The organism is Ruminococcus sp. B05 (assembly GCF_003628495.1).
GTDB lineage: Bacteria > Bacillota > Clostridia > Lachnospirales > Lachnospiraceae > Schaedlerella > Schaedlerella hominis.
Genome location: NZ_RBZR01000036.1, coordinates 1 through 24431, shown reverse-complemented (window position 1 = coordinate 24431; position 24431 = coordinate 1). Strand labels below are relative to the sequence as shown.

Here is a 24431-nt window from a genome sequence, read left to right as displayed (position 1 = left end):
TACACGCTGGGAAATTAGACTGACATCTGGAGAGCCGGATACATCGAGAGGTGTAAGTCCGGTTCGGAGGGGAGTTCTCGGAAACCTGCCATAGTGATATGGTAAGGCGCTGGGTTCTTACCCTACTGATGGTCAGCCTTGCCCCGATTCCGCTTTCCACTTTTGGAAACAGAGAACAGAGCAATATCGGACAGAATTATCTGCGTTCGCTGTTTGCAATCGGATTCCAGGGATTCCTGATTATGATCTGCGTGGGCATTTATGCGGTGCTGATTCAGTCTATCGCATTCAGTGATGACATCATCGGTTCTATCTGGGGTGTTATGGGCTACACCGTCCTTTTGTGCTTCACCCTGTTTAAGACTGGTTCGCTTGCGAAGGGTGTATTCAGCGCTCACTAAGGGAAGGAGGAAATTGTTTGGCAGCGTATATTCCCGTACCTCGTGACCTGACGAGGGTAAAAACAAAAGTGTTCTTCAATCTGACGAAACGGCAGTTACTTTGCTTTGGTGCGGCGGCGCTCATCGGAGTGCCGATTTTCTTTCTGGTCAAAGCAACCGGAAATGTGAGCCTTGCAGCACTGTCCATGATGATCGTCATGTTACCGTTGTTCTTTCTGGCAATGTATGAAAAGGATAGTCAGCCGTTGGAAGTGGTTGTAGAACACTTCATTCAGACCAAATTCGTTCGTCCCAAGGTTCGCCCTTATCAGACGGACAACTATTATGACGCTTTGATGCGTCAGTACAAACTGGAAAAGGAGGTTGAACGAATTGTTTTTCAAAAAGAAGCCACAGGCAAGAAACATCAAAATGCCTGCAAATCTGAATCGGAAGCAGCAGCGAGAAATTAAAGCTGTTGTGGAACGGGCAAAGAAGGACAACGGTATTCCGCAGACTGCACAGCAGTCCATTCCCTTTCAGAGAATGTTCCCGGATGGCATCTGCCGTGTCACTGACAGTTATTACACCAAGACCATTCAGTTTCAGGACATCAACTATCAGCTGGCACAGCAGGAAGATAAGACTGCCATCTTCGATGAGTGGTGCAGTTTCCTGAATTTCTTTGACAGCTCCATTCACTTTGAGCTTTCCTTTATGAACCTGAGTACCGATGCTGAAAGCTTTGAAAAGAGTATCCGTATCCCGTTCAAGAAGGACAGCTTCAATCCCGTCCGTGCCGAGTATAGCCAGATGCTGAAAAAGCAGTTGGCGCAGGGCAACAACGGCTTGACCAAAACCAAGTACCTGACATTCGGCATTGAAGCCGAATCCATGCGGCAGGCAAAGCCGAGACTCAACCATATCGAAAACGATCTGCTCAATAACTTTCGGCGTTTGGGTGTCATTGCCACTACCATGAACGGCAAAGAGCGGCTGCATCTGATGCACTCTATGTTCCACATGGGTGATAATGATAAGTTCTTCTTCGATTGGAAGTATCTTGTGGAATCCGGGCTGTCCGTAAAGGACTTCATTGCTCCGACGGCGTTTGCCTTTAAGACCAACCGCACCTTCCAGATGGGCAGTATCTTCGGTTCGATGTCTTATCTGGCAATTACGGCATCAGACCTGTCTGATCGTATGCTGGCGGATTTTCTGGATATGGAATCCACGCAGATCGTGACCATGCACATCCAGTCGGTTGACCAGACTGCGGCGATTAAGACCATCAAGAGAATCATCACCGAGCTTGACCGTTCCAAAATCGAGGAACAGAAAAAGGCTGTGCGTTCTGGCTATGACATGGACATTATCCCATCTGACCTTGCTACCTATGGTAAAGATGCGAAGTCACTTCTGAAAGAATTGCAGAGCCAGAATGAGCGAATGTTCATGGTGACATTTCTGGTGCTGAACACCGGGCGCACCGAGCAGGAACTGGAGAACAATGTGTTCCAGGCACAGAGCATCGCCCAGAAGCATAACTGCAATCTGCGTCGTTTGGATTTTCAGCAGGAATCCGGACTGATGAGCAGCCTGCCTTTGGCACAAAACCTGATTGAGATTCGTCGTGGCCTGACTACCAGTTCCACGGCTATTTTTGTGCCTTTCACCACGCAGGAGCTGTTCCAGAATGGTGGAGAAACGCTCTATTACGGGCTGAATGCTCTGTCGAACAACCTTATCATGGTGGACAGAAAGAAGCTCAAGAACCCCAACGGACTGATTCTGGGTACTCCCGGTTCCGGTAAATCCTTTTCCGCAAAGCGTGAAATCACCAATGCGTTCCTGGTTACGGATGACGATATTATCATCTGCGACCCCGAAGCGGAATATGCGGCTCTGGTTCACAAGTTCAATGGTCAGGTGGTAAAAATCAGCTCCTCCAGTACCAACTATATCAACCCTATGGACATCAACCTGAACTACTCTGAGGATGACAACCCGGTAGCACTGAAAGCTGATTTTATCCTGTCCCTCTGTGAGTTGATTATGGGCAGTAAGGATGGCTTGCAGCCTATCGAAAAGACGGTTATCGACCGTTGTGTGCATCAGATTTACCAGAGATATTTCGACAATCCTGCCCCTGAGAATATGCCGATCCTTGAGGATTTGTATGATGCCCTTCTGAAACAGGACGAAAAGGAAGCCCACCATGTAGCGACCGCCTTGGAAATCTATGTTAAGGGTTCTCTGAAACTGTTTAACAACAGAACCAATGTGGATATTCAGAATCGTCTGGTGTGCTTCGACATTAAGGAGCTGGGCAATCAGCTGAAAAAAATCGGTATGCTGATCGTTCAGGATCAGGTCTGGGGGCGTGTAACTGCCAACCGTTCTGCCGGTAAATCGACCAGATATTATATTGACGAGTTCCATCTGCTTCTGAAGGAAGAACAGACGGCAACCTATTCCGTAGAAATCTGGAAGCGATTCCGTAAATGGGGCGGCTTGCCGACCGGTATTACTCAGAATGTCAAAGACCTGCTTCGTTCCCCGGAGATTGCCAACATCCTCGAAAACTCTGATTTCATCTATATGCTGAATCAGGCAAGCGATGACCGAAGTATTCTGGCACAGCGGTTGAACATTTCGCCGCATCAGCTGTCCTATGTAACCAACTCCGGTGAGGGCGAAGGACTTCTGTTCTATGGCAATGTGATTCTGCCGTTCATTGACCGATTCCCGACAGATCTGGAACTGTATCGCATTATGACCACGAAGTTAAACGAGGTGGCACAGGAAAAGGAGGCGTAATGTATGGCGAAAAGACCTACACGACTCCGTTTTACCGAAGATGACCTTGCAGATTCTCATGTGAAGAAAGCTGCCGACCGTGCAGATAAGGCGGTTGATAGGGCTGAAAAAGCGGCAGACAAATTGGCTTCTAAAAAGGCAAAGCCGAAGCTAAAGCTGGAAACAGATGCAGCCGGTTCCCGTAAAGCAAAGCTCCGTTTTGAAAAAGCGGAGTTTACGGAAATCGAGCGCCCATCTGTGGCAAAGCACATGGCAAGCCGTGGTGCCGCAGTCACGCTCACATCCAAAGCACATCGGGCGGTGTCAGAATATGAGGATGATAATATCGGCGTTCAGGCTGTGCAGGAAACGACCAAGGCTGTTGAATCCACTGTCTATACCGTCGATCATGCCGTTTACAGTCACAAGCTGAAAGCCTACGACAAGGCGGAAAAGCTGGTTGAGAAGTCAGATAAAGCAAATGTAAATGCCCTGTATGAGAAGTTCAAAAAGGACAACCCCGATGCCGGTTCCAATCCCTTTTCCCGTTGGCAACAGAAAAGGGCAATCAAGAAAGAATATGCTGCCGCCAAAGCCGGTAAGAATACCGCTTCGACAACGGCTTCTGCATCTAAGGGTGCAGGCAAGGCAACGGGCAAAGCAGCTCAGGGAGCCAAGAACATCACAGAAAGAGTAACGGAGTTCTGCACCACACACTCTAAAACGATTCTGTTTGTTTTGATTGCCGGACTGCTTTTTATGATACTCTCAGGGATGTTCTCGTCTTGTTCGGCTATGTTCCAAGGCGGCACACAGATCATTCTGGGAACTTCTTTTACTGCAAAAGAGGAAGATATTATTGGTGCGGACAATGATTACAAGGCTTTGGAAGCTGCGCTCCGCAATAAAATCAATAATATCGAGCGTACTCATAGCGGATATGACGAGTACCGGTATGACCTTGATGAAATCAACCACAATCCTTATGAGCTGGCGGCGTATTTGACGGTGAAGTTTGAGGATTACACCAGAGATGAGGTGCAGGCTACCCTGCAATGGCTATTTGAGCAACAATATGAGCTGACCCTGACGGAAGTAGTAGAGATTCGTACACGAACAACATCTTCTACTGATCCCGAAACGGGAGAGACAACAACAGAGGAAGAAGATTACGAATATTATATTCTGAATGTGAAGCTCAGAAATAAGGGCTTGAACAGTGTGATTTCAAATTCCGGCTTGTCGGAAGATGATATGGAGCGATATAGAATTTTGCTTCAGACAAGGGGCAACAGACCGGATATTTTCGGAAATGACATTTACGCCACCCCTGGCGGCGAGTACACCGATTATGATATTCCGGGCGAAGCGCTGACAGACACAAGATTTGCCAATATGATTCGGGAAGCTGAAAAATATCTGGGATACCCGTATGTGTGGGGCGGCAGCAGCCCGTCTACCTCCTTTGACTGCTCCGGATTTGTTTCCTATGTAATCAATCACTGCGGAAACGGTTGGAGTGTTGGTCGTTTGACCGCAAACGGTTTGATGGGCGTATGCGACATTATCCCGAAAAGCTCTGCCAAACCGGGAGATTTGATTTTCTTCCAAGGCACTTATGATACCTCCGGTGCATCACACGTTGGTATCTATGTTGGCAATGGTATGATGATCCACTGCGGAAACCCCATTTCCTACGCTTCTATCGAATCGAATTACTGGCAACAGCATTTTTACTGCTTCGGCAGAATCAGAAACTAAAGGAGGGATGGCGATTGAGTGCCAAGTTAGACAGAATAGGTGCAGACCTTGAAAAAGCCCGTAAGAAACGGGCAGAATGGGATGCTAAGGTGAAAGACCTGGAACGCAGATACCGTGAGGAGGAAAATTCCGAAATCCATGAGATGGTTCATGCTGCGAACCTGAATCCCGAACAGCTTTCCGAGCTGCTCCGTATGTTTGCTGCGGATATGGCTCCGAAGCCTGATACGATCAATACTATGAATGAGGAGGAAACGCAGAATGAGATTTAAGAAAATTGGAGCCGCATTGCTGGCGTGTGCAATGTGTTTTGGCGTGTTTTCTACAACGGCATTTGCCTATGTAGATGAAAGCGTAGCGACTGAAGAACCTGCGGTCGAAGAAAAAGTTCCCGAAACAGAGCCGGAGGAGCCGATGCTACCGCTTACTCCCGACGGCAATCTGACTTTGGTTGATGACGCTGGCTCGCCTACGAAAAGCGGAAAGCAGTTCATTACCGCTGTAACCAAAAACGGAAACTACTTCTATATCATCATTGACCGTGATGATAAGGGCGAGGAAACCGTGCATTTTCTGAATCAGGTGGATGAAGCCGACCTGCTCAAGCTGATGGACGAGGAAGAAGTTGCAGAGTTCACCAAGCCGGTTGAGGAAACAAAGCCGGAAGTAGTTGAAACAGTTCCTGAAATTACAGAACCGACACCGGAGGAAAAGCCGAAATCCACAAATATGCTCCCGGCGATTCTTACTCTGATTGTGCTTGCCTGTGGTGGTGGATTCTTCGTATTTAAGAAAGTCCAGGAAAAGAAGAAGGCACAGGAAGCGGCAAAGCCTGACCCAGATGCTGATTATGTGGACGATGACGAGGACTATGGGTACGATCCGGAGTTTGAGGACGACGATGAAGATAGCTCCGTCGATGAAGATGATAATGAACCTGTGTAAACAGGATAGGCTTGATGCCTGGGGCAGCCTTCGGGTTGCCTTTACATAGTTTCCGCTTTCAAAAAATAAAAAAATTTGCGTTTTTGAAAGTGACATCTTGCATATACTATTAGCAGACAGTATAATAAGTACAGCGAAGCGGTTTCGAGAAATGAAAAAACTTCAATTTTTGAAAGCGGGTGACTATATGAAAACAATCACGAGAGCAAAATATCTCGATAGAATCATTGAACTGAATGGTACTCCTGACATCAAGATCATCACGGGCATTCGTCGATCTGGTAAGTCCAAATTGATGCAGGCGTATATTGCGTATCTGAAAAGCAATTTTGAAAACATCAATATTATCTTCATCGACTTCATGGATTTGGCGTATGAAGAAATCAAGGAATACCATGCCTTACACGCCTATGTGGAAGAACATTATCAGGAAGGAAAAACGAACTACCTGTTTGTAGACGAGGTTCAGATGTGTCCCAAGTTTGAGTTGGCAATCAATAGCCTGTACTCTAAGGGAAAATACGACATCTATGTAACAGGCTCTAATGCTTTCCTGTTGAGTGCAGATCTGGCAACTCTGTTTACCGGACGCTATATTGAAATTCATGTGTTTCCTTTCAGCTTCCAGGAATATTGCCAGTATTATGATGATATTAGTGACAAAGATAAGCTCTTTGATGAGTACGCTATCAAGGGCGGTTTAGCAGGTTCCTATGCTTATAGAACCGAAAAAGACAGAACAAACTATATCAAAGAGGTCTACGAAACGATTGTTACAAGGGATTTGGTACAGAAATATACTCTCCCGGACACTTTGGTTTTACAACGTCTGAGCGAGTTCCTTATGGATAATATCAGCAACCTGACTTCTCCGAATAAGGTCAGTCAGCTACTGACAGCAAATGAGACTCCAACCAATCATGTAACCGTCGGCAAGTACATTAAGTATTTGTGCAATGCTTTTGTATTTTATGATATTAAGAGATATGACATCCGAGGTAAGAAATACCTTGAAAGCTCTGAAAAGTTCTATTTGTGTGACAGCGGTATTCGATATGCAATACTGGGAAGCAGAAATATAGACTATGGCAGAGTATATGAAAACGTTGTTTGTATCGAGCTTCTTCGCCGTGGATATGATGTCTATGTCGGCAAGCTCTATCAAAAGGAAATCGACTTTGTTGCTCAGAGAGGTAGCGAAAAGATTTATATTCAGGTCAGCGACAACATTTCCGGGCAGGAAACATTTGAGAGAGAATGCTCTCCTCTGCTTCAGATTCGAGACGCTTATCCGAAAATGATTATTGCCAGAACCAAACATCCCCAATATAGCTATGAAGGAATCGAAATTCACGATATAGCCGATTGGTTGCTACAAGAATAAGCAAGGTGAAATATCTCCGTCATTCTCTTTTGAAATGATGGAGATATTTTTATTATGACGGAGATTGTAGAACAGAAAATTGTATCAGGTTGCAAAAATCCTTTCCGAACTTTTTACATAGCAGTCATGCACTACGGTGTGTGGCTGCTTATTTTTTTGTGAAAGGAGCAGATGCAAATGAAATTAGTTTTGGCTGAAAAGCCTTCGGTTGCACAGAGTATTGCCAAAGTGTTAGGTGCTGCCAAGCGTGAGGATGGCTACTTAGAGGGAAACGGATATGTGGTCAGCTGGTGTGTAGGGCATTTGGTGGAGCTGGCACAGCCGGAAGTCTATGATGCGAAGTACAGCAAATGGGCTTATGCAGACCTTCCTATCTTCCCGATGGACTGGCAGTATGAGGTTTCTGCCGGTACGAAAAAACAGTTTGGGATTCTGAAAAAGCTCATGGCCAGAGAAGATGTTGCGAGTCTTGTGTGTGCAACAGATGCCGGTCGTGAGGGCGAGCTGATCTTTCGGTTGGTGTACCACAAAGCCGGGTGCAGAAAGCCGTTTGAGCGGCTTTGGATTTCCTCGATGGAAGATGTAGCAATCAAGGAGGGCTTTGAAAATCTCAGGTCTGGAACGGAATATGATGCTTTGTATGAAGCAGCACTGTGTCGAGAACGAGCCGACTGGATTGTTGGTATTAACGCTACTCGACTTTTTTCGACCCTTTACGGGCAGACCCTGAATGTTGGTCGTGTTATGACCCCTACCCTTGCTATGGCTGTTATGCGAGAAGCTGCCATTTCCGCATTCAAGCCTGAACTGTTCTACACAGTTCAGATTGGATTGGATGGTTTTACGGCTGCAAGCGAACGCTTCAAAACCAAGGCAGCAGCCGAAGCTGTCAAACAAAGCTGTTCGGTGGCAATCGTTCAGAAAGCTGAATGTAAGGAGAAAACAGAAAAGCCGCCTGCGCTCTATGACCTGACCAGTTTACAGAGAGAAGCCAACCGTGTGCTTGGCTACACGGCACAGCAGACCTTGGACTACACGCAGAACCTCTATGAAAAGAAACTGGTCACTTATCCCCGTACCGACAGCAGGTTTCTGACGGAAGATATGGCACATAGCCTGACCGACCTCGTAAAGCTGGCTTTCCACACATTCCCCGTGGAGGATGTGGATAACATACCAGTTCATGCAGAGCAGGTTGTGAATAACAAAAAGGTCACAGATCACCATGCCATCATTCCGACCAGAGAATTGCAGAAATGCAATCTGAGCGAACTTCCCAAGGGTGAACTTGCAATTTTGCAACTGATCTCGAATCGGTTGTGCGTAGCTGTTGGCGATCCGCACCGATACGCAGAGACAGTTATTGAGCTGGACTGTGGCGGTACCGTGTTTTCCACCAAAGGCAAAACTGTTGTGCAGGATGGATGGAAAGCTCTGGTTCAGAAAAATGATTCGACAAAATCCGACGAAAACGTGCAGACACTCCCTTCTGTTTCCGTTGGTGACGAAATGACCGTCAGCGGCACGGAAATCAAGGAAGGGAAAACATCTCCCCCTAAACACTTTACCGAGGATACTCTGCTTTCTGCTATGGAAACTGCCGGTGCGGACGAAATGCCTGATGAGGTGGAGCGCAAAGGTTTGGGAACGCCTGCGACCCGTGCCGGTATCATTGAGAAGCTGGTTCGCATCGGTTTTCTGGAGCGTAAGGGTGATAAGAAAACCAAACACCTGATTCCGACCCACAAGGGTACGGCTCTGGTAACAGTCATGCCGGAACAGATTCAGTCCCCATCCATGACGGCGGATTGGGAAGAAAAATTGTTGCTCATTGAGAAAGGCGAATATGCCAGCGAGGACTTTATGGACGAGATCAAAGATGTGATTGCCGGTCTGATTCAGAACTATGAAGTAATCCGTGATTCCGAGGTTATGATGTCGAAAGAAGCCAATTCTATCGGCAAATGCCCGCTCTGCGGCAGTGCTGTAGAGGACAAAGCCAAGGCATTTTTCTGTTCCAACAGAGCTTGCAAATTTGCCCTCTGGAAAAACAATCGCTACTTTGCGAGCATCGGCAAGAGCATGACTTCTGCCACGGCGCAGAAATTGCTTGGTTCCGGCAAGGTAAAGCTCAAGAATTGCAAGTCCGAAAGAACGGGCAACACCTTTGATGCCACCGTCTTTATGGAGGTATCAGATGATGGCAAAACGAAGTTCAGTATGGAATTTGAAAATGGAGGAAAGCGCAAATGACAAATGAGTACAACCCGGATGGTAAGGAAATCCGATTTATCGACAGCCATTATAAGGATTTGTTTCATATCCCCGATGGCAGCTGTGTGCAGATTCACTACCCGGATGAAATGGTTGTGAAGCCCTGCACCTTCATTGACGAGTATCATACGCAGATCGGATACAATGTGTTTCATATCTGCCAGTTTGCAGAAATTATGGAGCGCAACGGCGCAAGCTATATGCCGGAGCCTGAGATTATGGGCGATGAAGCCGCATGGAAGGTCGGAAAGGATAGAATCCTTGCGGTGCAGACCTGCGAAGATGGTTACGACTACACCCTGTTGGATGAAAACTACAACGAGATTGATGGCGGTCAGGTTGATAACCCTGAACTGTCCATGCTCGAAGTCCGCCGGGATATTCTGGAATCCTTCGGGCTGGAGCGCCGGGAACTGCGGGCAATGTTCTATGAGGATGTCATGGAGCAGGCTTTTGAAGTCGGCAGACAGGCGGTGGTGGTCAATGACCCTATCGCTGAGCTTGCTTTTAAGCTCGACCGTTTTGCAGAGAACTTCGACCCCTATGAATATATGGATCAGGTCGATGATGTGCAGGCGCATATCCAAGAAATCAAGGCAGATCTTGCCGCTGGTAATACGGCTCCGTATCGTGAGTTCCTGAATACAGCCATTGAAGAAGCCCGTGAGGAAACTGCGGTTGAGGTTGCCAAAGTGCTGAAAAGTCAGCTGGATAAGCTCGACTCTCCGAAGCGTGAGTCGGTCATGGAAAAACTGGCACAGGCCGCAGAAAAAGCTGCGCCTGCCAGTCCCTCTCCCAAACGCAAAGAGCCTGAACGATAAGGAGGACACGGATATGAAAAACGAAAAATGGGATGATGTTCACGGAAATACCACCCCGGATGACAGAATGGTTGCTTTTCTGGAAAGCCCCACGGATTCCTATGCGATTCTTCAGCTGCGGGAAGATGTAGACGATAATATCCCGCTCATGTTTGCAAATTACAGCTACCTTCAGAAGAAAGAAATGGAGCCTGAGATTGACCGTTACGAGGTGGTCTATCATGGCTCCATTTCTATGTCCGAGGATGTGAATCGGCAGCTGGAAGATTTGTATGTAAAGTTCAATATTGACCACCCGGATGATTTCCGTGGTCACAGTATGTCGGTCAGCGACATCGTAGCCTTAAAGGTAGTCGGTGAGGTATCCTTTCACTATGTAGATTCTGTTGGGTTTCAGAAGCTGGAAAACTTTATGAAGTCCGAAAACTACCTGAAAAACGCAGAGATGGCAATGGAAGATGATTATGGGATGATTGACGGTATCATCAATAACGGAAAAGCGTCCGGATTAGAGGAACGTCCTTCGGTGTTGGAGCAGTTAAAGGAAAAGCCCGTGCCGGATGTTTCCCATAAGCCGCCCAAGAGCCACCCGGAAAGGGAGATTGAATGATGGATTTCACACAGGATGAGCGGAACATGATGATGCTTTACAGCCCTGGCACAAGGTCAGGGCTGTGTGAAGCACTGACACTGATGAAGGAACAGCTTTCGGAGGACGAGTCAGAGCTTTTTGCTTTGGCAGACTCGGTTCTCCGTAAAGTTTCAGCCATGGACGATGCCGCCTTTGAGAAGCTGAACCTTTATCCGGATTGATAGGATTGGAGGGATACAATGAACGCAAAAGAGCGATTTTATTCCGGATTAGCAAAAGAAACGATTGGGAAAATCACCTCGAACACAGATAACTGGACTTCGTTTTTGAGAACGATGTCCCGCAACTATGAGTTCACCTATCCGGAACAGGTGATGATTTATGCTCAGCGCCCCAATGCGACCTTTTGCAAGCCCTATGAGGACTGGAACGCTGAAAATTACCGCAGATATGTAAAGCGTGGCTCTACCGGCATTGCTCTGTTTGTGATGAACAGGGATAAACCGTATCTGCGCTATGTGTTTGATGTGGCGGATACCGGCGTTCGCCGTTCTTCCCCGGAACTGAAACCGTGGGAGGTGACGCCTGAAAACCGCTCCTATGTCATGGAAGCGATGGAGCGTACCTTCGGTGTTGCCGCTGACGGGGTACTGGAAGCACAGCTTGAAGATATTGCATCCGCACTGGCGGCTGAGTATTGGGACGATTACAAAAAGCAGTTCCTCGACATCGTTGCCAACAGCTTCCTTGAGGAGTATGATGAACTCAACATCGAAGTAGCTTTCAAAAATGCGGTGGCAAACAGCGTATCCTATACGATGTATTGCCGGTTCGTGGAAAGTCCCGACAACTACTTCGAGCATGAGGATTTCCAGAAGGTGTTTGATTTTAACACCAGACAGACGGTAAATGCCCTTGGTACTGCGGTGAATGCCATCAGCACAAGGATGTTTCAGGAAATCGAAAAAGCGATTGGAGAACATGAGCAGATTAAAGCTACCGAAAGGAGTACAGATTATGAGCGAGATGACTTACAGACAGGCCGGAGATTATCAGATTCCGAACCTTCAGTTGGAGAACGAGGGAGAGAAACCTCTGGGCAAGTACGGCAGGATGCGTCGAGCATTTTTGGAACAGAACAATCCGATGCTCCTGAACGACATGATTCTGACGGAGAGCCTGTTCCCGCACCTGTGGGAGATCGAGGAAACAGCGAAAGCCAGAGTGGAGTTTCTGATGGAGCAGTACCTGAAGGACAGCCCCGCACCGGACAAGGAAACGCAGCAGATGGCGTGGGTGCAGCACATGAACAGCCTGAAAGCACAGGCGGAGGAAGTCGTGATGACGGAGCTTATCAACAGCTGAGTCTGAACCTTTTCCTCTCCGAAAATGAACAAATCAGTTTTATCGACCGAGCAGAGAGCTTTACGCCCTCTGCTTTTTCTTTTGCCCAGGAAGAAATCGACCACTTCCTTCTGCTTGGTAGCAATACCGATGAAGCCCGAAAAGTCGTAGCGCTGGAATATATGAAGCAGAAGCCGTTGGAAGAAATCGTTCAGACCTTAAAGCAGGTCTATCACGGCGGCTATGGTCTGAAAGAAGATAGCGGGAATATCTGTGCGTGGTATGCCGAGGACGGTATCCACCTTGCCAAAGGTTCCTCTGCCATTGACAGCCCCAGAGCGCAGATCGTTTCTTGGGAAACGGTTGCCGAGCGCATTGGAGAACTGCTTGAAAATGGTCGGTTCGCAACTAATGTGGAACTGGTAGAAGCATCCGGATATGAGCGTCAGAAGTTGGCAGAATCCCTGTGGCATCTTTATCACGATTTGAGTGAAGAAGCCCGTTCCAGCAACTATCTGGCAATTCTTCATCAGGAACCGTTTCGTGGTTTCCCTGACGAAACCGCAGACTTGGCTGAAAAGTTGGATGACCCTCGTTTCCACGCAACCTTGGTACAGCAGTATTCGGAATTTAGAAAAACCCTTGCGGAAAATCCCGATCTGCTTCGTTTTCACTATCACAAGCTGAATCTCATTCAGAAACAGCTGTATGAGTTGAATATGCCTTTGCGTGAGTATCAGACCGATATGATGCAGATGCCCCTTGTCCGCCAGTTCATTACGGATGATGAAGTCAATGCAGACTTGACCCGTGGAAGCGGCTTTTCCGGTGGTAAAGCCCGTATTTATAACTACTGGCAGGAGAATCATTCTGCCAAGGAAAAGATGGACTTCCTGAAGCATGAATACGGAACCGGTGGTCATTCCCATGCCTGCTCTGGTGCAACGCACAGCGGTCAGGATCACGATGCCAAGGGTGTTGCTTACACCAAGAGCGGTTGCGATAAATTGCAGATGTCCTGGGCGCAGGTGGTGCAGAGAATCGACGGTCTGATACGAAAGGGACGCTACCTCAGCCCGGAGGAAGAAGCGGAACGACAGGCTATCGAAGAAGCTAAAACTGATCCGTTGGAAGATGTTTATGACCGTTTCGCAGTGATTGATACCGAGGATGGCGAGTATGCGATCTGGGATAATCAGACCGATGACTACTATGTAGACCCGGAAGGCGTTACGGAATACTTCACGGACGAATGGCTTGCCAATGACTATTTGGAGGAAGTTCGTCAGTCCGTAGCTGCGATGGAGTCGGTTCAGCCAGAAGCGCCTGTGGCAGAGCCTGCCGAAGTTGTGGAAGCATCTGCTTCCGAGGAACCGAAATGGAATTATCAGGTCGGTGACACGGTATATCTGGACGATACAGCTTTCCGTGTGGAGCAGATCACGGACAGAGAAGTTCAGCTGCGTGACCCTACGCTTGCTTATCCCATCTTCCGTGCCGAGAATCGTGAGAATTTCGAGCGTATGCTCTCTCAGGACGAAAGAAACCATGCGGTAAGGGTTGATGCCCAAACCGAAGAAAAGCCCGTTACAGAGGATTTTCTGGGCAAAACCGAACCGAGGGACTACACCCCTGAGTATCAGCTGTTAGACCGTCTGCGTATGGACTGCGAATACTTCCTTGGTGCAGGACAGCACAGCGAAAAGCATCTGTGGGCAGGCAACCGCCATGCACAGATTGCCAAGATGCGTGAGCTGTATGAAATGATTCCCGACAAACCAGAATGGCTGACACCTGAGATGATTAACAGCTACGAGGAGCGCATGGCTCCCCGCTATCTGGTTGCCGCCTACCATCACTTTGAAAACGGCTTCGATGATAAACTGGACTACTACACTCTGGAAGAAGCGGAAAAAGCTGCCCAGGGCTATGTGGACGGAACCATGGAGGATGACGGATTCAAGTACGATGGTGCTGCCGTTTACGATCAGCAGGAGCATAAGTGCATCCGTATCTATGGGGACTACCCTGACGAAAAGGCACACGCACAGGTCAGAGCCAGTGCGGAACCCGAACAGCAGGAACCGGAACACTTCATCGATCATTTTTATGTTGCCGAGGACATTCAGAAGCGGGGTGCGCTGGACATCAAGGAATACAGTTCCTTTGATGATGCCCTGCGAGCCTACTATGCACTTCCTGACACGCAGAGAAAAGCCCTGGGTGCAATGAATACCAGAGATCTGCCGGGTAGTCTGGACTTCGTACAGTGCGTAGATGGAAAGGACACCATCATTCAGGATTATGCCCAGGTGGACGGATGGCAGAATGCCGAAGTCATGGACATTATCGCTCAGCTTGAGCAGTCCATCACCACCAGAGAAATCCCACCTGTTCCTGCGGTGAACTTCCACATCACGGATGACAACATCGGTGAAGGTGGACCGAAGCAGAAATTCGCAAGAAACATCGCAGCCATTGAAACTCTGTTCAAACTGGAAAGCGAGAACAGGAACGCCACTACCGAAGAACAGGAGATTTTGTCGAATTATGTCGGTTGGGGCGGTCTGGCAGATGCCTTTGACCCGGACAAGGGAAATTGGGCGAAGGAGTATCAGACACTGAAAAACCTGCTTTCCGAAGATGAATATGCTGCGGCAAGAGCTTCCACCCTGAACGCACATTACACCAGCCCTACGGTCATTCGCTCCATCTACGATGCGGTCGGACAGATGGGCTTTGAAACAGGAAATATTCTGGAGCCTGCTATGGGTATCGGCAACTTCTTTGGTATGCTCCCTCCTGAAATGCAGAGCAGCCGTTTGTATGGTGTGGAACTGGATTCCATCACCGGCAGAATTGCTCAGAAGCTCTATCCCAACGCAGAAATCAAAGTAGCCGGTTTTGAAACGACAGACCGCCGAGACTTTTACGATCTGGCTGTGGGTAATGTCCCTTTCGGCAACTACAAAGTGTCCGACAAGCCGTATGACAAGCTGGGATTCTCCATTCACAACTATTTCTTTGCCAAGGCTTTGGATCAGGTTCGTCCCGGTGGTGTGGTCGCTTTTGTGACAAGCCGTTACACCATGGATTCCAAGAACTCTGACGCAAGGCGATATATGGCGCAGAGGGCGGAACTGCTTGGTGCAATCCGTCTGCCAAACGATGCCTTTAAGAAAAACGCAGGCACGGAAGTCGTGTCCGACATCCTGTTCCTGCAAAAGCGTGACCATCCGATTGACATTGTACCGGAATGGGTAAACCTTGACCGCACCGAAGAAGGACACACCATGAACAGCTACTTTGTCGCTCATCCTGAAATGGTTCTGGGCGATACGGTGGAAGAAAGTACCGCCTACGGCATGGACATTACAGTGCGTCCCATTGAGGGCATGGAACTGTCCGAACTTCTGAAAGAAGCAGTTTCCCACATCCAAGGAACCTATCAGGCTGTGGAGCTTCCCGAAGCTGACAAGGGTAAGGAAATCGAAACCATTCCTGCAACCCCGGATGTAAAGAATTTCTCTTATACCGTGGTGGATGGCAATGTGTACTTCCGTGAAAACTCCCTGATGCGCCGTGTAGACCTGAATGAGAAAGCAAAAGACCGTGTGATGGGCATGGTGGAACTTCGTGGTATCGTCAACGAGCTGATCGAATATCAGCTTGAGGATTACCCGGATGAAATGATTACTCAGAAACAGGCAGAACTGAATGATGCCTACGATGCGTTTGCCGCAAAGAACGGGCTTATCAATAATCGAGCCAATGGTCAGGCATTTGCTGACGATTCCTCCTACTATCTCCTGTGTTCTCTGGAAAATGTGGATGAGGACGGCAATCTGAAAAGCAAGGCGGATATGTTCACCAAGCGAACCATCAAGCCGGAACGCAGAGTGACGAGCGTGGATACGCCGTCCGAAGCTCTGGCAATCTCTATCGGTGAGCGTGGCAAGGTGGATTTGCCGTTTATGGCACAGCTGCTTGGAACACCTGGAGAATACGATGCGATTCAGGCAGAGCTTCGAGGGGTGATCTTCAAAGACCCGATGGCTCCCGATGCTGTGGAAGTTGGATGGCAGACTGCCGATGATTACCTTTCCGGTGATGTAAGAAGCAAGCTGCGTGTCGCACAGATGGCGGCAGACAGGGATTCTTCCTTCCACATCAATGTGGAAGCCTTGCAGAAAGCACAGCCGAAGGACTTGGATGCGTCCGAGATTGATGTGCGTTTGGGTGCAACATGGATTGATGCCGATTATATTCAGCAGTTCATGGAGGAAACCTTTGAAACGCCGTATTACTTGCGCCGTTCCATTGAGGTCAAGTTCTCCGAGCTGACCGCAGAGTGGCGCATCAACGGTAAGAGTTCTCCCAACTACAACGATGTGGCGGCGTATGTCACCTACGGTACAGAGCGAGCCAACGCATATCGGATTCTGGAGGAAACGCTGAATCTGAAGGATATTCGTATCTATGATACGATTGAAGATGCAGATGGTAAGCAGAAGCGTGTCCTCAATAAAAAAGAAACTACCCTGGCACAGCAGAAACAGCAGGCAATCAAGGATGCGTTCCGAGATTGGATTTGGAGAGATCCGCACAGACGAGAAACCCTTTCCACCAAGTACAACGAACTTTTTAACTCCACCAGACCTCGTGAGTATGATGGCTCTCATATCCGTTTCGGCGGCATGAACCCGGATATTACCCTCCGTGAACACCAGAGAAATGCTATCGCTCATGTGCTATATGGTGGAAATACGCTGCTTGCACACGAAGTTGGTGCGGGCAAGACCTTCGAGATGGCTGCATCGGCTATGGAGAGTAAACGGCTTGGATTGAGCCAGAAATCCCTGTTCGTTGTGCCGAATCACTTGACCTTACAGTGGGCAAACGAGTTCCTGCACCTCTATCCGAGTGCCAAGCTCCTTGTTGCCACCAAGAAGGATTTTGAAACAGCAAACCGTAAGAAGTTCTGCGCTCGTATCGCAACGGGTGACTATGATGCAGTCATCATCGGTCACAGCCAGTTTGAAAAAATCCCGCTTTCTGCCGAACGACAGGAACGGCAGCTGCGGGAGCAGATTGATGAGATCGAGGGTGCGATTGCGGAGCTGAAATGGCAGCGTGGCGAAAACTTCACGATCAAGCAGATGGAGAAAACACGAAAATCATTGGAAGCCAGACTGGACAAGCTCCTTGCCGCTGACAAGAAAGATGATGTCATTACCTTTGAGCAGTTGGGTGTAGACCGGCTGTTTGTGGACGAAAGCCATGCGTTCAAGAATTTGTTCCTCTACACAAAAATGCGAAATGTGGCAGGTCTGTCCACCTCCGAAGCCCAGAAATCTTCGGATATGTTTATGAAGTGCCGCTATATGGATGAGCTGACCGGCGGGCGTGGTGTGATCTTTGCAACCGGTACTCCAGTAAGTAACTCGATGACCGAGCTTTATACGGTCATGCGCTATCTCCAGTACAGTACGCTCCAGCAAAAGAACCTGACCCATTTTGATTCCTGGGCATCGACCTTCGGAGAAACAACAACTGCGATTGAGCTTGCACCGGAGGGAACCGGCTATCGTGCCAGAACCCGATTTGCGAAGTTCTTCAACCTGCCTGAACTGATGAATATGTTCAAGGAGGTTGCCGACATCAAGACCTCTGACCAGTTGCATCTCCCTGTTCCCGAAGCAAAGTTTGAAACGGTTGTGGTTCAGCCCTCTGAGTACCAGAAGGATATGGTGGCTTCCCTTTCAGAGAGAGCAGCAGATGTTCATGCCGGTATTGTAGACCCGTCCGTCGATAATATGCTCAAGATTACCAGCGACGGACGAAAATTGGGACTGGATCAGCGGCTAATGAACACCCTGTTACCCGATGACCCTGACAGCAAGCTCAATGCCTGCGTGGGAAATATCCTGCGTATCTGGCAGGACGGTCAGGCTGACAAATTGACCCAGTTGGTGTTCTGCGACCTTAGCACACCGAAAAATGATGGAACCTTCAATGTCTATGATGATGTCAAAACCAAGCTGATTGCAAACGGTGTGCCTGCGGAAGAAGTTGCCTTTATCCATGATGCAGATACCGAGGCAAAGAAAAAAGACCTCTTTGCCAAGGTTCGTACCGGGCAGGTGCGAGTGCTTCTTGGCAGTACGCAAAAGATGGGTGCAGGAACCAACGTCCAGGACAAATTGGTGGCAGTTCACCACTTGGATGTGGGTTGGCGTCCGTCTGATATGACCCAGAGAAACGGTCGTATCATCCGTCAGGGCAACCGGAACAAAGAGGTTCAGGTGTATCAGTATGTGACCGAGGGAACCTTCGATGCCTACCTGTATCAGACCTTGGAAAACAAGCAGAAGTTTATTTCTCAGATTATGACCTCCAAATCACCGGTTCGCTCCTGTGACGATGTGGATGAGCAGGCGCTGTCCTATGCGGAGATCAAGGCGCTGTGTGCCGGCAATCCGCTTATCAAGGAAAAGATGGACTTGGACATTGATGTGGCAAGGCTGAAGGTGCTGAAAGCTGACCACCAGAGCCAGCAGTACCGTATGGAAGATAAGCTTCTGAAATACTTCCCGGCTGAGATTGAAAAGCAGACAGGCTATATTCATGGCTTTGAAGCTGATATTAAAACCGTGGAAGCACACCCGCAGATTGCCGATGGCTTTTGCGGCATGGAAATCATGGGCAAAGCCTACACCGAAAAGGCAGATGCCGGTGAAATCCTCCTTGCGGCTTGTAAGGACACGAAAAGTGCCGATCCGGTTCCTCTTGGCAGTTACCGTGGCTTTCAGATGGAGCTTTCGTTTGACAGTTTCCGGAACGAGTTCGATGTGACCCTGAAGGGCGCTGTGAGCCACAGAGTAGCCCTTGGAACGGACGCACGAGGAAATATCACCCGACTGGACAATGCCCTTGCAGGCATCCTTGAGCGCTTAGAACGAGCCAATGAGCAGTTGAATAATCTCTACAATCAGCAGGAAGCAGCCAAGGCGGAGGTTGGAAAACCGTTCCCGCAGGAAGCAGAGCTGACAGCCAAAAGTCAGCGACTGGCAGAACTGGATGCAGCCCTGAATATGGAGGACTCTGTGGAAAATCGTGACGAAAGAAGCGAGTCAGAGCGTCCTTCTGTGTTGGCTGATCTGAAATCCAAAGCGGAGCATATCCCGCCTGCAAAATACTCTGAAACCCGTGAGGAGGTGTTGTAATGGCAAAGCGAGATCAGGATGTTCATTTCCTTGCATCCAAGGAGGAGGTCGAGCGAATCCATGAGAAGATGGACGAGCTTGGCATCCGCAGCATGGGAGCCTATCTGCGGAAAATGGCTCTGGATGGTTACTGTATCAGACTGGATTTGCAGGATGTGAAAGCCCTGGTTTCGCTCCTGCGAATCTGCTCCAACAACCTGAACCAGTACGCAAAGCGAGCGAACGAAACAGGCAGCATCTATCGTGCTGACATTGAGGATTTGCAAAAACGGCTGGAGGAGATCTGGACGGACATGAGAGAAGTTCTTGTTCGCCTGTCCTCAATCCAGTAATCCGACAACTTGTTGGGAAGTCGCAGTTTCGGCTGCGGCTTTTACATAAGGGTTGACATCATTGCGTTATGGCAGATACCCTTGTACAATATAATTAAAAGAAAGGGGTTGAGCCTATGAAGCTGGTATTGAAGATATTGGCACTGCCGGTGCTGTTCGTTGTAAAAGTGATTTGCATTCTTGGAAATCTGCTTACAAATGTTGTGTCCTATGTAATTGGTTTATTGCTCTTGGTCATTGGCGGATCTGCGATTTACTGCATTGTAAAGGCTTTGTGGCAGTCCCTGCTTATTCTTGTGGTTCTTGGAATTGCGACAATAGCAGCGGTGTTCTTGCTCGTCTGGGCTGTTATGAAAGTCGAGAATATTGGAGAAAGTCTGGGAGCATTTATCAGGTCATAAGATAATATCAGAGAAAAGTCACCGACCGGTGGCTTTTTCTTTTTGGGAAGGAAGTGATGGGAATGGCAGCGACAAGATTGATTGCACTCCATGTGAATAAGGGAAAGACGGTCGCTCAATGTTTGGCAGACAGAACCGACTACTCACAAAATGCCGCAAAAACCAATGATGGCGAATTTATCAGTTCCTATGAGTGTGATCCAAAGACAGCAGATGAGGAATTTCTGCTTTCCAAACGGCAGTATCAGCATATTACCGGCAGACAGCAGAAGAACAATATCATCGCATACCAGATACGCCAGTCCTTTAAGCCGGGAGAAATCACCCCGGAAGAAGCGAACCAAGTCGGCTATGAAACAGCGATGCGATGGACAAAGGGAAAACACGCTTTCATCGTTGCGACCCACATCGACAAATCCCACATTCACAATCATATCATTTATAATTCGACCTCGCTGGATGCCACACGGAAATTCAAAAACTTCTTTCTTTCCGGTCTGGCGGTGCAAAGACTCAGTGATATGGTTTGCCTGGAACACGGGCTGTCCATTATTACACCGAAGCCGTATCGGGAGCGCCAGAAAAGAACTGTTTATCCCAAGAAGCGTACCCAGCGTGACGAATTATGTGATGCGATTGATGCGGTGCTGAAGCAGAAACCAAAGAGCTTTGATGGCTTTGTTCAGGCTCTGGCTGACATGGGATTTGAGTTCAAGGATGGAAAGCAGCCTGCGTTCAAGGGCGAGAATCAGAAGCGTTTCATTCGGCTGCGTTCCCTGGGCGAAGGATATAGCAAAGAGGAAATTCAAGCGGTTATCTCCGGCAAGAACCTGCACAAATCAAAAGGCGGCTCTGCCAAGGCTCCTGCCCCGAAGCAGTTCCAGATGCTGATTGATATTCAGGCAAAGATGGCCGAGGGCAAGACGGTCGGTTATGAAAAGTGGGCGAAGAAGTTCAACCGAAAAGAAGCTGCCCGAACGGTAATCCTACTGAAAGAAAAAGGCTTGGGCAACTACGACGATCTGACTGCTCATATTGAAAATCTGTCTGCCCGGTTCGATGCGCTTTCTGATTCTATCAAGGTCGCAGAGAAACGTATGGTTGAGGTTCAGGCGTTGCAGCAGCACATCAAAAATTATCGCAACACAAGGCAAATTTATATCGAGTACCGCAAGTCTGGATATAGCAAAAAATTCTTTGAAGAACACCGTCAGGAAATCACAATTCATAAAGCGGCGAAGCAAGCCTTTGATGAATTGCAGATTACAAAGCTCCCGTCCATGCAATCATTGTATGAGGAGTTTCATCAGCTGGCAGTCCAGAAAAAGCAGGACTACGCTGAGTACCGTCAGATCAGAAAAGAGAAAGAAGAACTGCTGATTGCCAAACGGACGGTTGAAACGATTTTGAATATCGACAGGCAGAAAGAGCAGGAAAAAGAGAAAGAGAAAGAGGAAAAGAAGAACTTCCGTTAAAGCAAAAAGCCACGGTCTGCACTCCCCAAAGGGTGCGGATCGTGGCTGCTTTTTTGCTTTTCGATTTCGGTGCTTTCAACCATGGGCAAATTTTTATTCTACTGTTCTTTGAGAAACGATTGAAAATCGTGTAGCCATCATCGGCAGATGATGTTCAAAGGGGATTGGGGATGCTTCCCCAACAAGCAAATTTGCGAAGATTGCACCGAAGGGAAAATCGAGAAAATGAGTGAACCTGTACAGGTTTACACTGCTTGCCAATTTGTGAGATTATGAATTTAGTATCGAGAATAGGGTACACCTAAATTTTGCAATGCTGCAACCCTATCATCGTTGCATGGATGAGTTGAGTATATTGCACTGAGAAAACCATCATGCGGAACATCTGAGATATGTTGGTCTAATACCGTCGCTAATTCAAGACCAAAACCAATTTTATAAGCAAATTCATCAGCCAGATACTCATTTTGTCTCATAGACCACATCAGAAAAAGCATACAGAACTTTACCCATAACCAAGAAAGTGCTGTTGATATTCCTGCGAAAACTGCGGTAATTATACCCATTACACCACTACGAGAGCATATTGCGAACAGCCCCATGATTGCAGAAAAAATCCAGTAGGATATTTTGATTAACAGGAGGCACCCGGATATAAATATATTGCCCCCGCCAATCAATAATTGGATAACAGTATGTCCGTATGAGAGATGTCCGATCTCATGGGCGAGAATTCCAAGTATCATATCATCGGAGAGTAAAAGCAATCCGTCAGTTATGCATAGTGTTTGCCTACCTAGAGCAAATGCATTTGGAGCAGGATCATGGATAATCTTCACTTTCACTTTTTTAGGACAGTATGATGTGTTCTCTTTTGCTTTATCTAAAACATATTGAACCAGCGGGACAACTCGAAGTTTTATATCTACTCTTTTTATATCGCTTGCTCCTGCGAAGGCAGCCAGGCACATTTCGCCTAATGGGGATAAGCTGATTTTTCACATTCAATAATTTAATTGCAGTTTCAATTTTTACAAACGACTTTTTAGCTCCACTTGAGTGATGCCTATTTTTCTTTCTAAGATTCCTTTTATCATAAATATCCTAATAAGTTTATTTATCGTTACTAAATAAATTATTAGGGTACTTCCCACGTTCTAAACATCACTCTCACCTCAAGTTACTGGCTATTGGTTTTTTGATAGTTTCCATACAATTGACCGCAAGCAGCGTCTATATCAATGCCAAATTGACTTCTAATGGTAACTTTAATTCCTGCTGACTTTAATTCTTTATAAAAGTTGACAAGACATTTCTCATTTGCTTCTTCAAACCGCATCCGTGAACTAACAGTCGGGTTATATCTAATGATGTTCACATGATACAAGTTCCCACTCCTATATCTACCTCTTAAAAGGTTTACGACTTCTTTCGCATGTTCAATAGAATCATTAACTCCGTGCAACATAATATAAGCAATATAAACTTTTCTTGAGGTTACTCGTATATGCTCATCTAATGTATCCATCACATCTGATAATGGGTAGCGTTCATTAATTGGCATTAACTCACTTCGCTGTTCATTAAAAGGAGAATGTAATGAAAATGTCAGGTTGACCTGCGGATAGTTTTGAGTCAATTTTTTAATGTTTGGAATAATTCCTATAGTGGATATAGATAACCTACGCGGACTTAAAGCAAACAACGCAGGATCTGTAAGTACATTTAAAGCATCAAAAACTTGTACATTCGCTAATGCTTCTCCCATTCCCATAAAAGAAATACTGTCAATTGAATGCCCTTGTAAGTGAAAGTACAAAATCTGGTCAGTAATTTCATCTGAAGTTAAGTTACGTTTTAAACCTATATCTCCAGTTGCACAAAATTTACAACCAAAATTACAACCGCACTGCGATGATATACAAAATGACTCCCAACCAGCTTTATATTTCATATTTACCGTTTCTATTTTTTCGTCTCCTGAAATTCCAAATAAGACTTTTGAAACTTGTGTAGATTGTTGTGCTTTTAAAGGAACAATATTTAAAATCGATTCTCCAAACTCCTCAATTAACATATCTCTTAGTGATTTAGGAAGAACCGTTATTTCGTTGAAATTATTTATTCTCCCTGGGAATATAGCATTTGTAATTTGTTTCATTCTATAATTAGGAAATTTATTCTGCTTCAAGAACTCTTGAATTCTTATATACTTATTTTTTTGTTGCATGTTTTCTCATCCTTCCATATAACTCTGGTTTGTTTGGACCTATGTCAATACTTTGGACACAAAAAGTTGAACATTTTCTCTCTGCATGATATTAATACGTAGAGAAAGATTACCAACTTTTGCATTTTTACCAAACAAAATTCTAAAAACAGTTAACATTGCTTTCACCTCTTTCTTGTCAATATAAGTGTTAAATAGTATCATAACTAAATCTTTTATAATTTTAATAAAAGAATAATCAAAAAGATTTACACGTTTTGCAAGCTTTAATTGGTTTAATAAATTGACTTCCAATAATTGAGAGTCATTTTTATTTAATTCATGGTTCAAAACATAGTTTAATTATTTCCTCCCGTTAAATAATAGATAACTATTAAAAATAGACAATACTTGCTCATAAGTAACGGTACTTAAATTGTTTACTTTGGCGTGTTTCATTGCTTGATGAAACTGATTTTTAGTAAACA

The 24431-nt window shown here is 46.8% G+C and carries 19 protein-coding genes and 2 pseudogenes; 16 read left to right on the top strand and 5 right to left on the bottom strand.

Features of this window, described 5'->3' with window-relative positions; all coding sequences use genetic code 11:
• Nucleotides 1–125: 125 nt before the first annotated feature.
• The 11 genes and pseudogenes from D8Q48_RS15765 to D8Q48_RS15715 form a co-directional block, all read left to right on the top strand.
• Nucleotides 126–401 (top strand): annotated as a pseudogene (locus tag D8Q48_RS15765) (hypothetical protein); the annotation flags it as partial.
• A 17-nt stretch (nt 402–418) separates the two neighbouring features.
• The gene (locus D8Q48_RS15760) at nt 419–853 is read left to right on the top strand and encodes a PrgI family protein (RefSeq protein ID WP_002304375.1); all 435 of its coding nucleotides are present in this window, start codon (nt 419–421) and stop codon (nt 851–853) included.
• Nucleotides 813–3200 carry a VirB4-like conjugal transfer ATPase, CD1110 family gene (locus D8Q48_RS15755; RefSeq protein ID WP_002588967.1) on the top strand — a complete coding sequence of 796 codons (2388 nt, stop codon included), beginning with the start codon at nt 813–815 and terminating at the stop codon, nt 3198–3200. Before D8Q48_RS15760 ends, D8Q48_RS15755 begins: the two co-directional genes overlap by 41 nt.
• 3 nt (nt 3201–3203) lie before the next feature.
• Entirely contained in the window at nt 3204–4940 is a 1737-nt protein-coding gene (locus D8Q48_RS15750) for a C40 family peptidase (protein WP_002304377.1), read from the top strand.
• Nucleotides 4941–4954: 14 nt separating this feature from the next.
• Complete coding sequence (locus tag D8Q48_RS15745; RefSeq protein WP_002304378.1) at nt 4955–5212, top strand: DUF4315 family protein; 258 nt, start codon at nt 4955–4957, stop codon at nt 5210–5212.
• Nucleotides 5202–5885 (top strand): DUF4366 domain-containing protein, encoded by a 684-nt coding sequence (locus D8Q48_RS15740; RefSeq protein WP_002578950.1) that lies wholly within the window; start codon nt 5202–5204, stop codon nt 5883–5885. Before D8Q48_RS15745 ends, D8Q48_RS15740 begins: the two co-directional genes overlap by 11 nt.
• A 151-nt stretch (nt 5886–6036) precedes the next feature.
• Nucleotides 6037–7269, top strand: coding sequence for an ATP-binding protein (locus D8Q48_RS15735; RefSeq protein ID WP_002304383.1), 1233 nt, complete (start codon nt 6037–6039; stop codon nt 7267–7269).
• A 177-nt stretch (nt 7270–7446) separates the two neighbouring features.
• A complete protein-coding gene (locus D8Q48_RS15730) occupies nt 7447–9522 on the top strand; it encodes a DNA topoisomerase 3 (RefSeq protein ID WP_002578949.1) in 2076 nt (691 codons plus the stop codon).
• Entirely contained in the window at nt 9519–10364 is an 846-nt protein-coding gene (locus D8Q48_RS15725; protein WP_002304387.1) for an LPD16 domain-containing protein, read from the top strand. The genes D8Q48_RS15730 and D8Q48_RS15725 overlap by 4 nt, the downstream gene beginning before the upstream one ends.
• A 13-nt stretch (nt 10365–10377) precedes the next feature.
• Entirely contained in the window at nt 10378–10974 is a 597-nt protein-coding gene (locus D8Q48_RS15720) for a YodL domain-containing protein (RefSeq protein WP_002304389.1), read from the top strand.
• Nucleotides 10971–11177: a transposon-transfer assisting family protein gene (locus D8Q48_RS15715; protein WP_002578948.1), complete on the top strand. Its 207-nt coding sequence runs from the start codon at nt 10971–10973 to the stop codon at nt 11175–11177. Before D8Q48_RS15720 ends, D8Q48_RS15715 begins: the two co-directional genes overlap by 4 nt.
• Nucleotides 11178–11225: 48 nt before the next feature.
• Here the strand turns inward: D8Q48_RS15715 and D8Q48_RS17715 are convergent, their stop codons facing one another.
• The gene (locus D8Q48_RS17715) at nt 11226–11819 is read right to left on the bottom strand and encodes a hypothetical protein (protein WP_021386789.1); all 594 of its coding nucleotides are present in this window, start codon (nt 11817–11819) and stop codon (nt 11226–11228) included.
• A 163-nt stretch (nt 11820–11982) separates the two neighbouring features.
• On the opposite strand from D8Q48_RS17715, the gene D8Q48_RS17710 reads away from it, so the two are divergent.
• The 5 genes from D8Q48_RS17710 to D8Q48_RS15695 all read left to right on the top strand — a co-directional run bounded on the left by D8Q48_RS17710 (nt 11983) and on the right by D8Q48_RS15695 (nt 21734).
• Nucleotides 11983–12321, top strand: coding sequence for a TnpV protein (locus D8Q48_RS17710; protein ID WP_118199520.1), 339 nt, complete (start codon nt 11983–11985; stop codon nt 12319–12321).
• Between the two features lie 161 nt (nt 12322–12482).
• Nucleotides 12483–19526, top strand: coding sequence for an LPD11 domain-containing protein (locus D8Q48_RS15710; protein WP_227612560.1), 7044 nt, complete (start codon nt 12483–12485; stop codon nt 19524–19526).
• Nucleotides 19526–19858, top strand: coding sequence for a plasmid mobilization relaxosome protein MobC (mobC, locus tag D8Q48_RS15705; protein WP_002578947.1), 333 nt, complete (start codon nt 19526–19528; stop codon nt 19856–19858). Before D8Q48_RS15710 ends, mobC begins: the two co-directional genes overlap by 1 nt.
• Nucleotides 19859–19974: 116 nt before the next feature.
• Nucleotides 19975–20259 (top strand): hypothetical protein, encoded by a 285-nt coding sequence (locus D8Q48_RS15700; protein ID WP_002578946.1) that lies wholly within the window; start codon nt 19975–19977, stop codon nt 20257–20259.
• 62 nt (nt 20260–20321) lie between these two features.
• Nucleotides 20322–21734: a relaxase/mobilization nuclease domain-containing protein gene (locus tag D8Q48_RS15695; RefSeq protein ID WP_002578945.1), complete on the top strand. Its 1413-nt coding sequence runs from the start codon at nt 20322–20324 to the stop codon at nt 21732–21734.
• Between the two features lie 278 nt (nt 21735–22012).
• Here the strand turns inward: D8Q48_RS15695 and D8Q48_RS15690 are convergent, their stop codons facing one another.
• The 4 genes and pseudogenes from D8Q48_RS15690 to D8Q48_RS17700 form a co-directional block, all read right to left on the bottom strand.
• Nucleotides 22013–22705: a zinc metalloprotease HtpX gene (locus tag D8Q48_RS15690; protein WP_243116324.1), complete on the bottom strand. Its 693-nt coding sequence runs from the start codon at nt 22703–22705 to the stop codon at nt 22013–22015.
• 209 nt (nt 22706–22914) lie between these two features.
• Complete coding sequence (gene cfr(B) / locus D8Q48_RS15685) at nt 22915–23964, bottom strand: 23S rRNA (adenine(2503)-C(8))-methyltransferase Cfr(B) (RefSeq protein WP_002405682.1); 1050 nt, start codon at nt 23962–23964, stop codon at nt 22915–22917.
• Nucleotides 23965–24003: 39 nt separating this feature from the next.
• Nucleotides 24004–24294 (bottom strand): hypothetical protein, encoded by a 291-nt coding sequence (locus D8Q48_RS17705; protein ID WP_121057160.1) that lies wholly within the window; start codon nt 24292–24294, stop codon nt 24004–24006.
• A 12-nt stretch (nt 24295–24306) separates the two neighbouring features.
• Nucleotides 24307–24431, bottom strand: a pseudogene (locus D8Q48_RS17700) (23S rRNA (adenine(2058)-N(6))-methyltransferase Erm(B)); the annotation flags it as partial.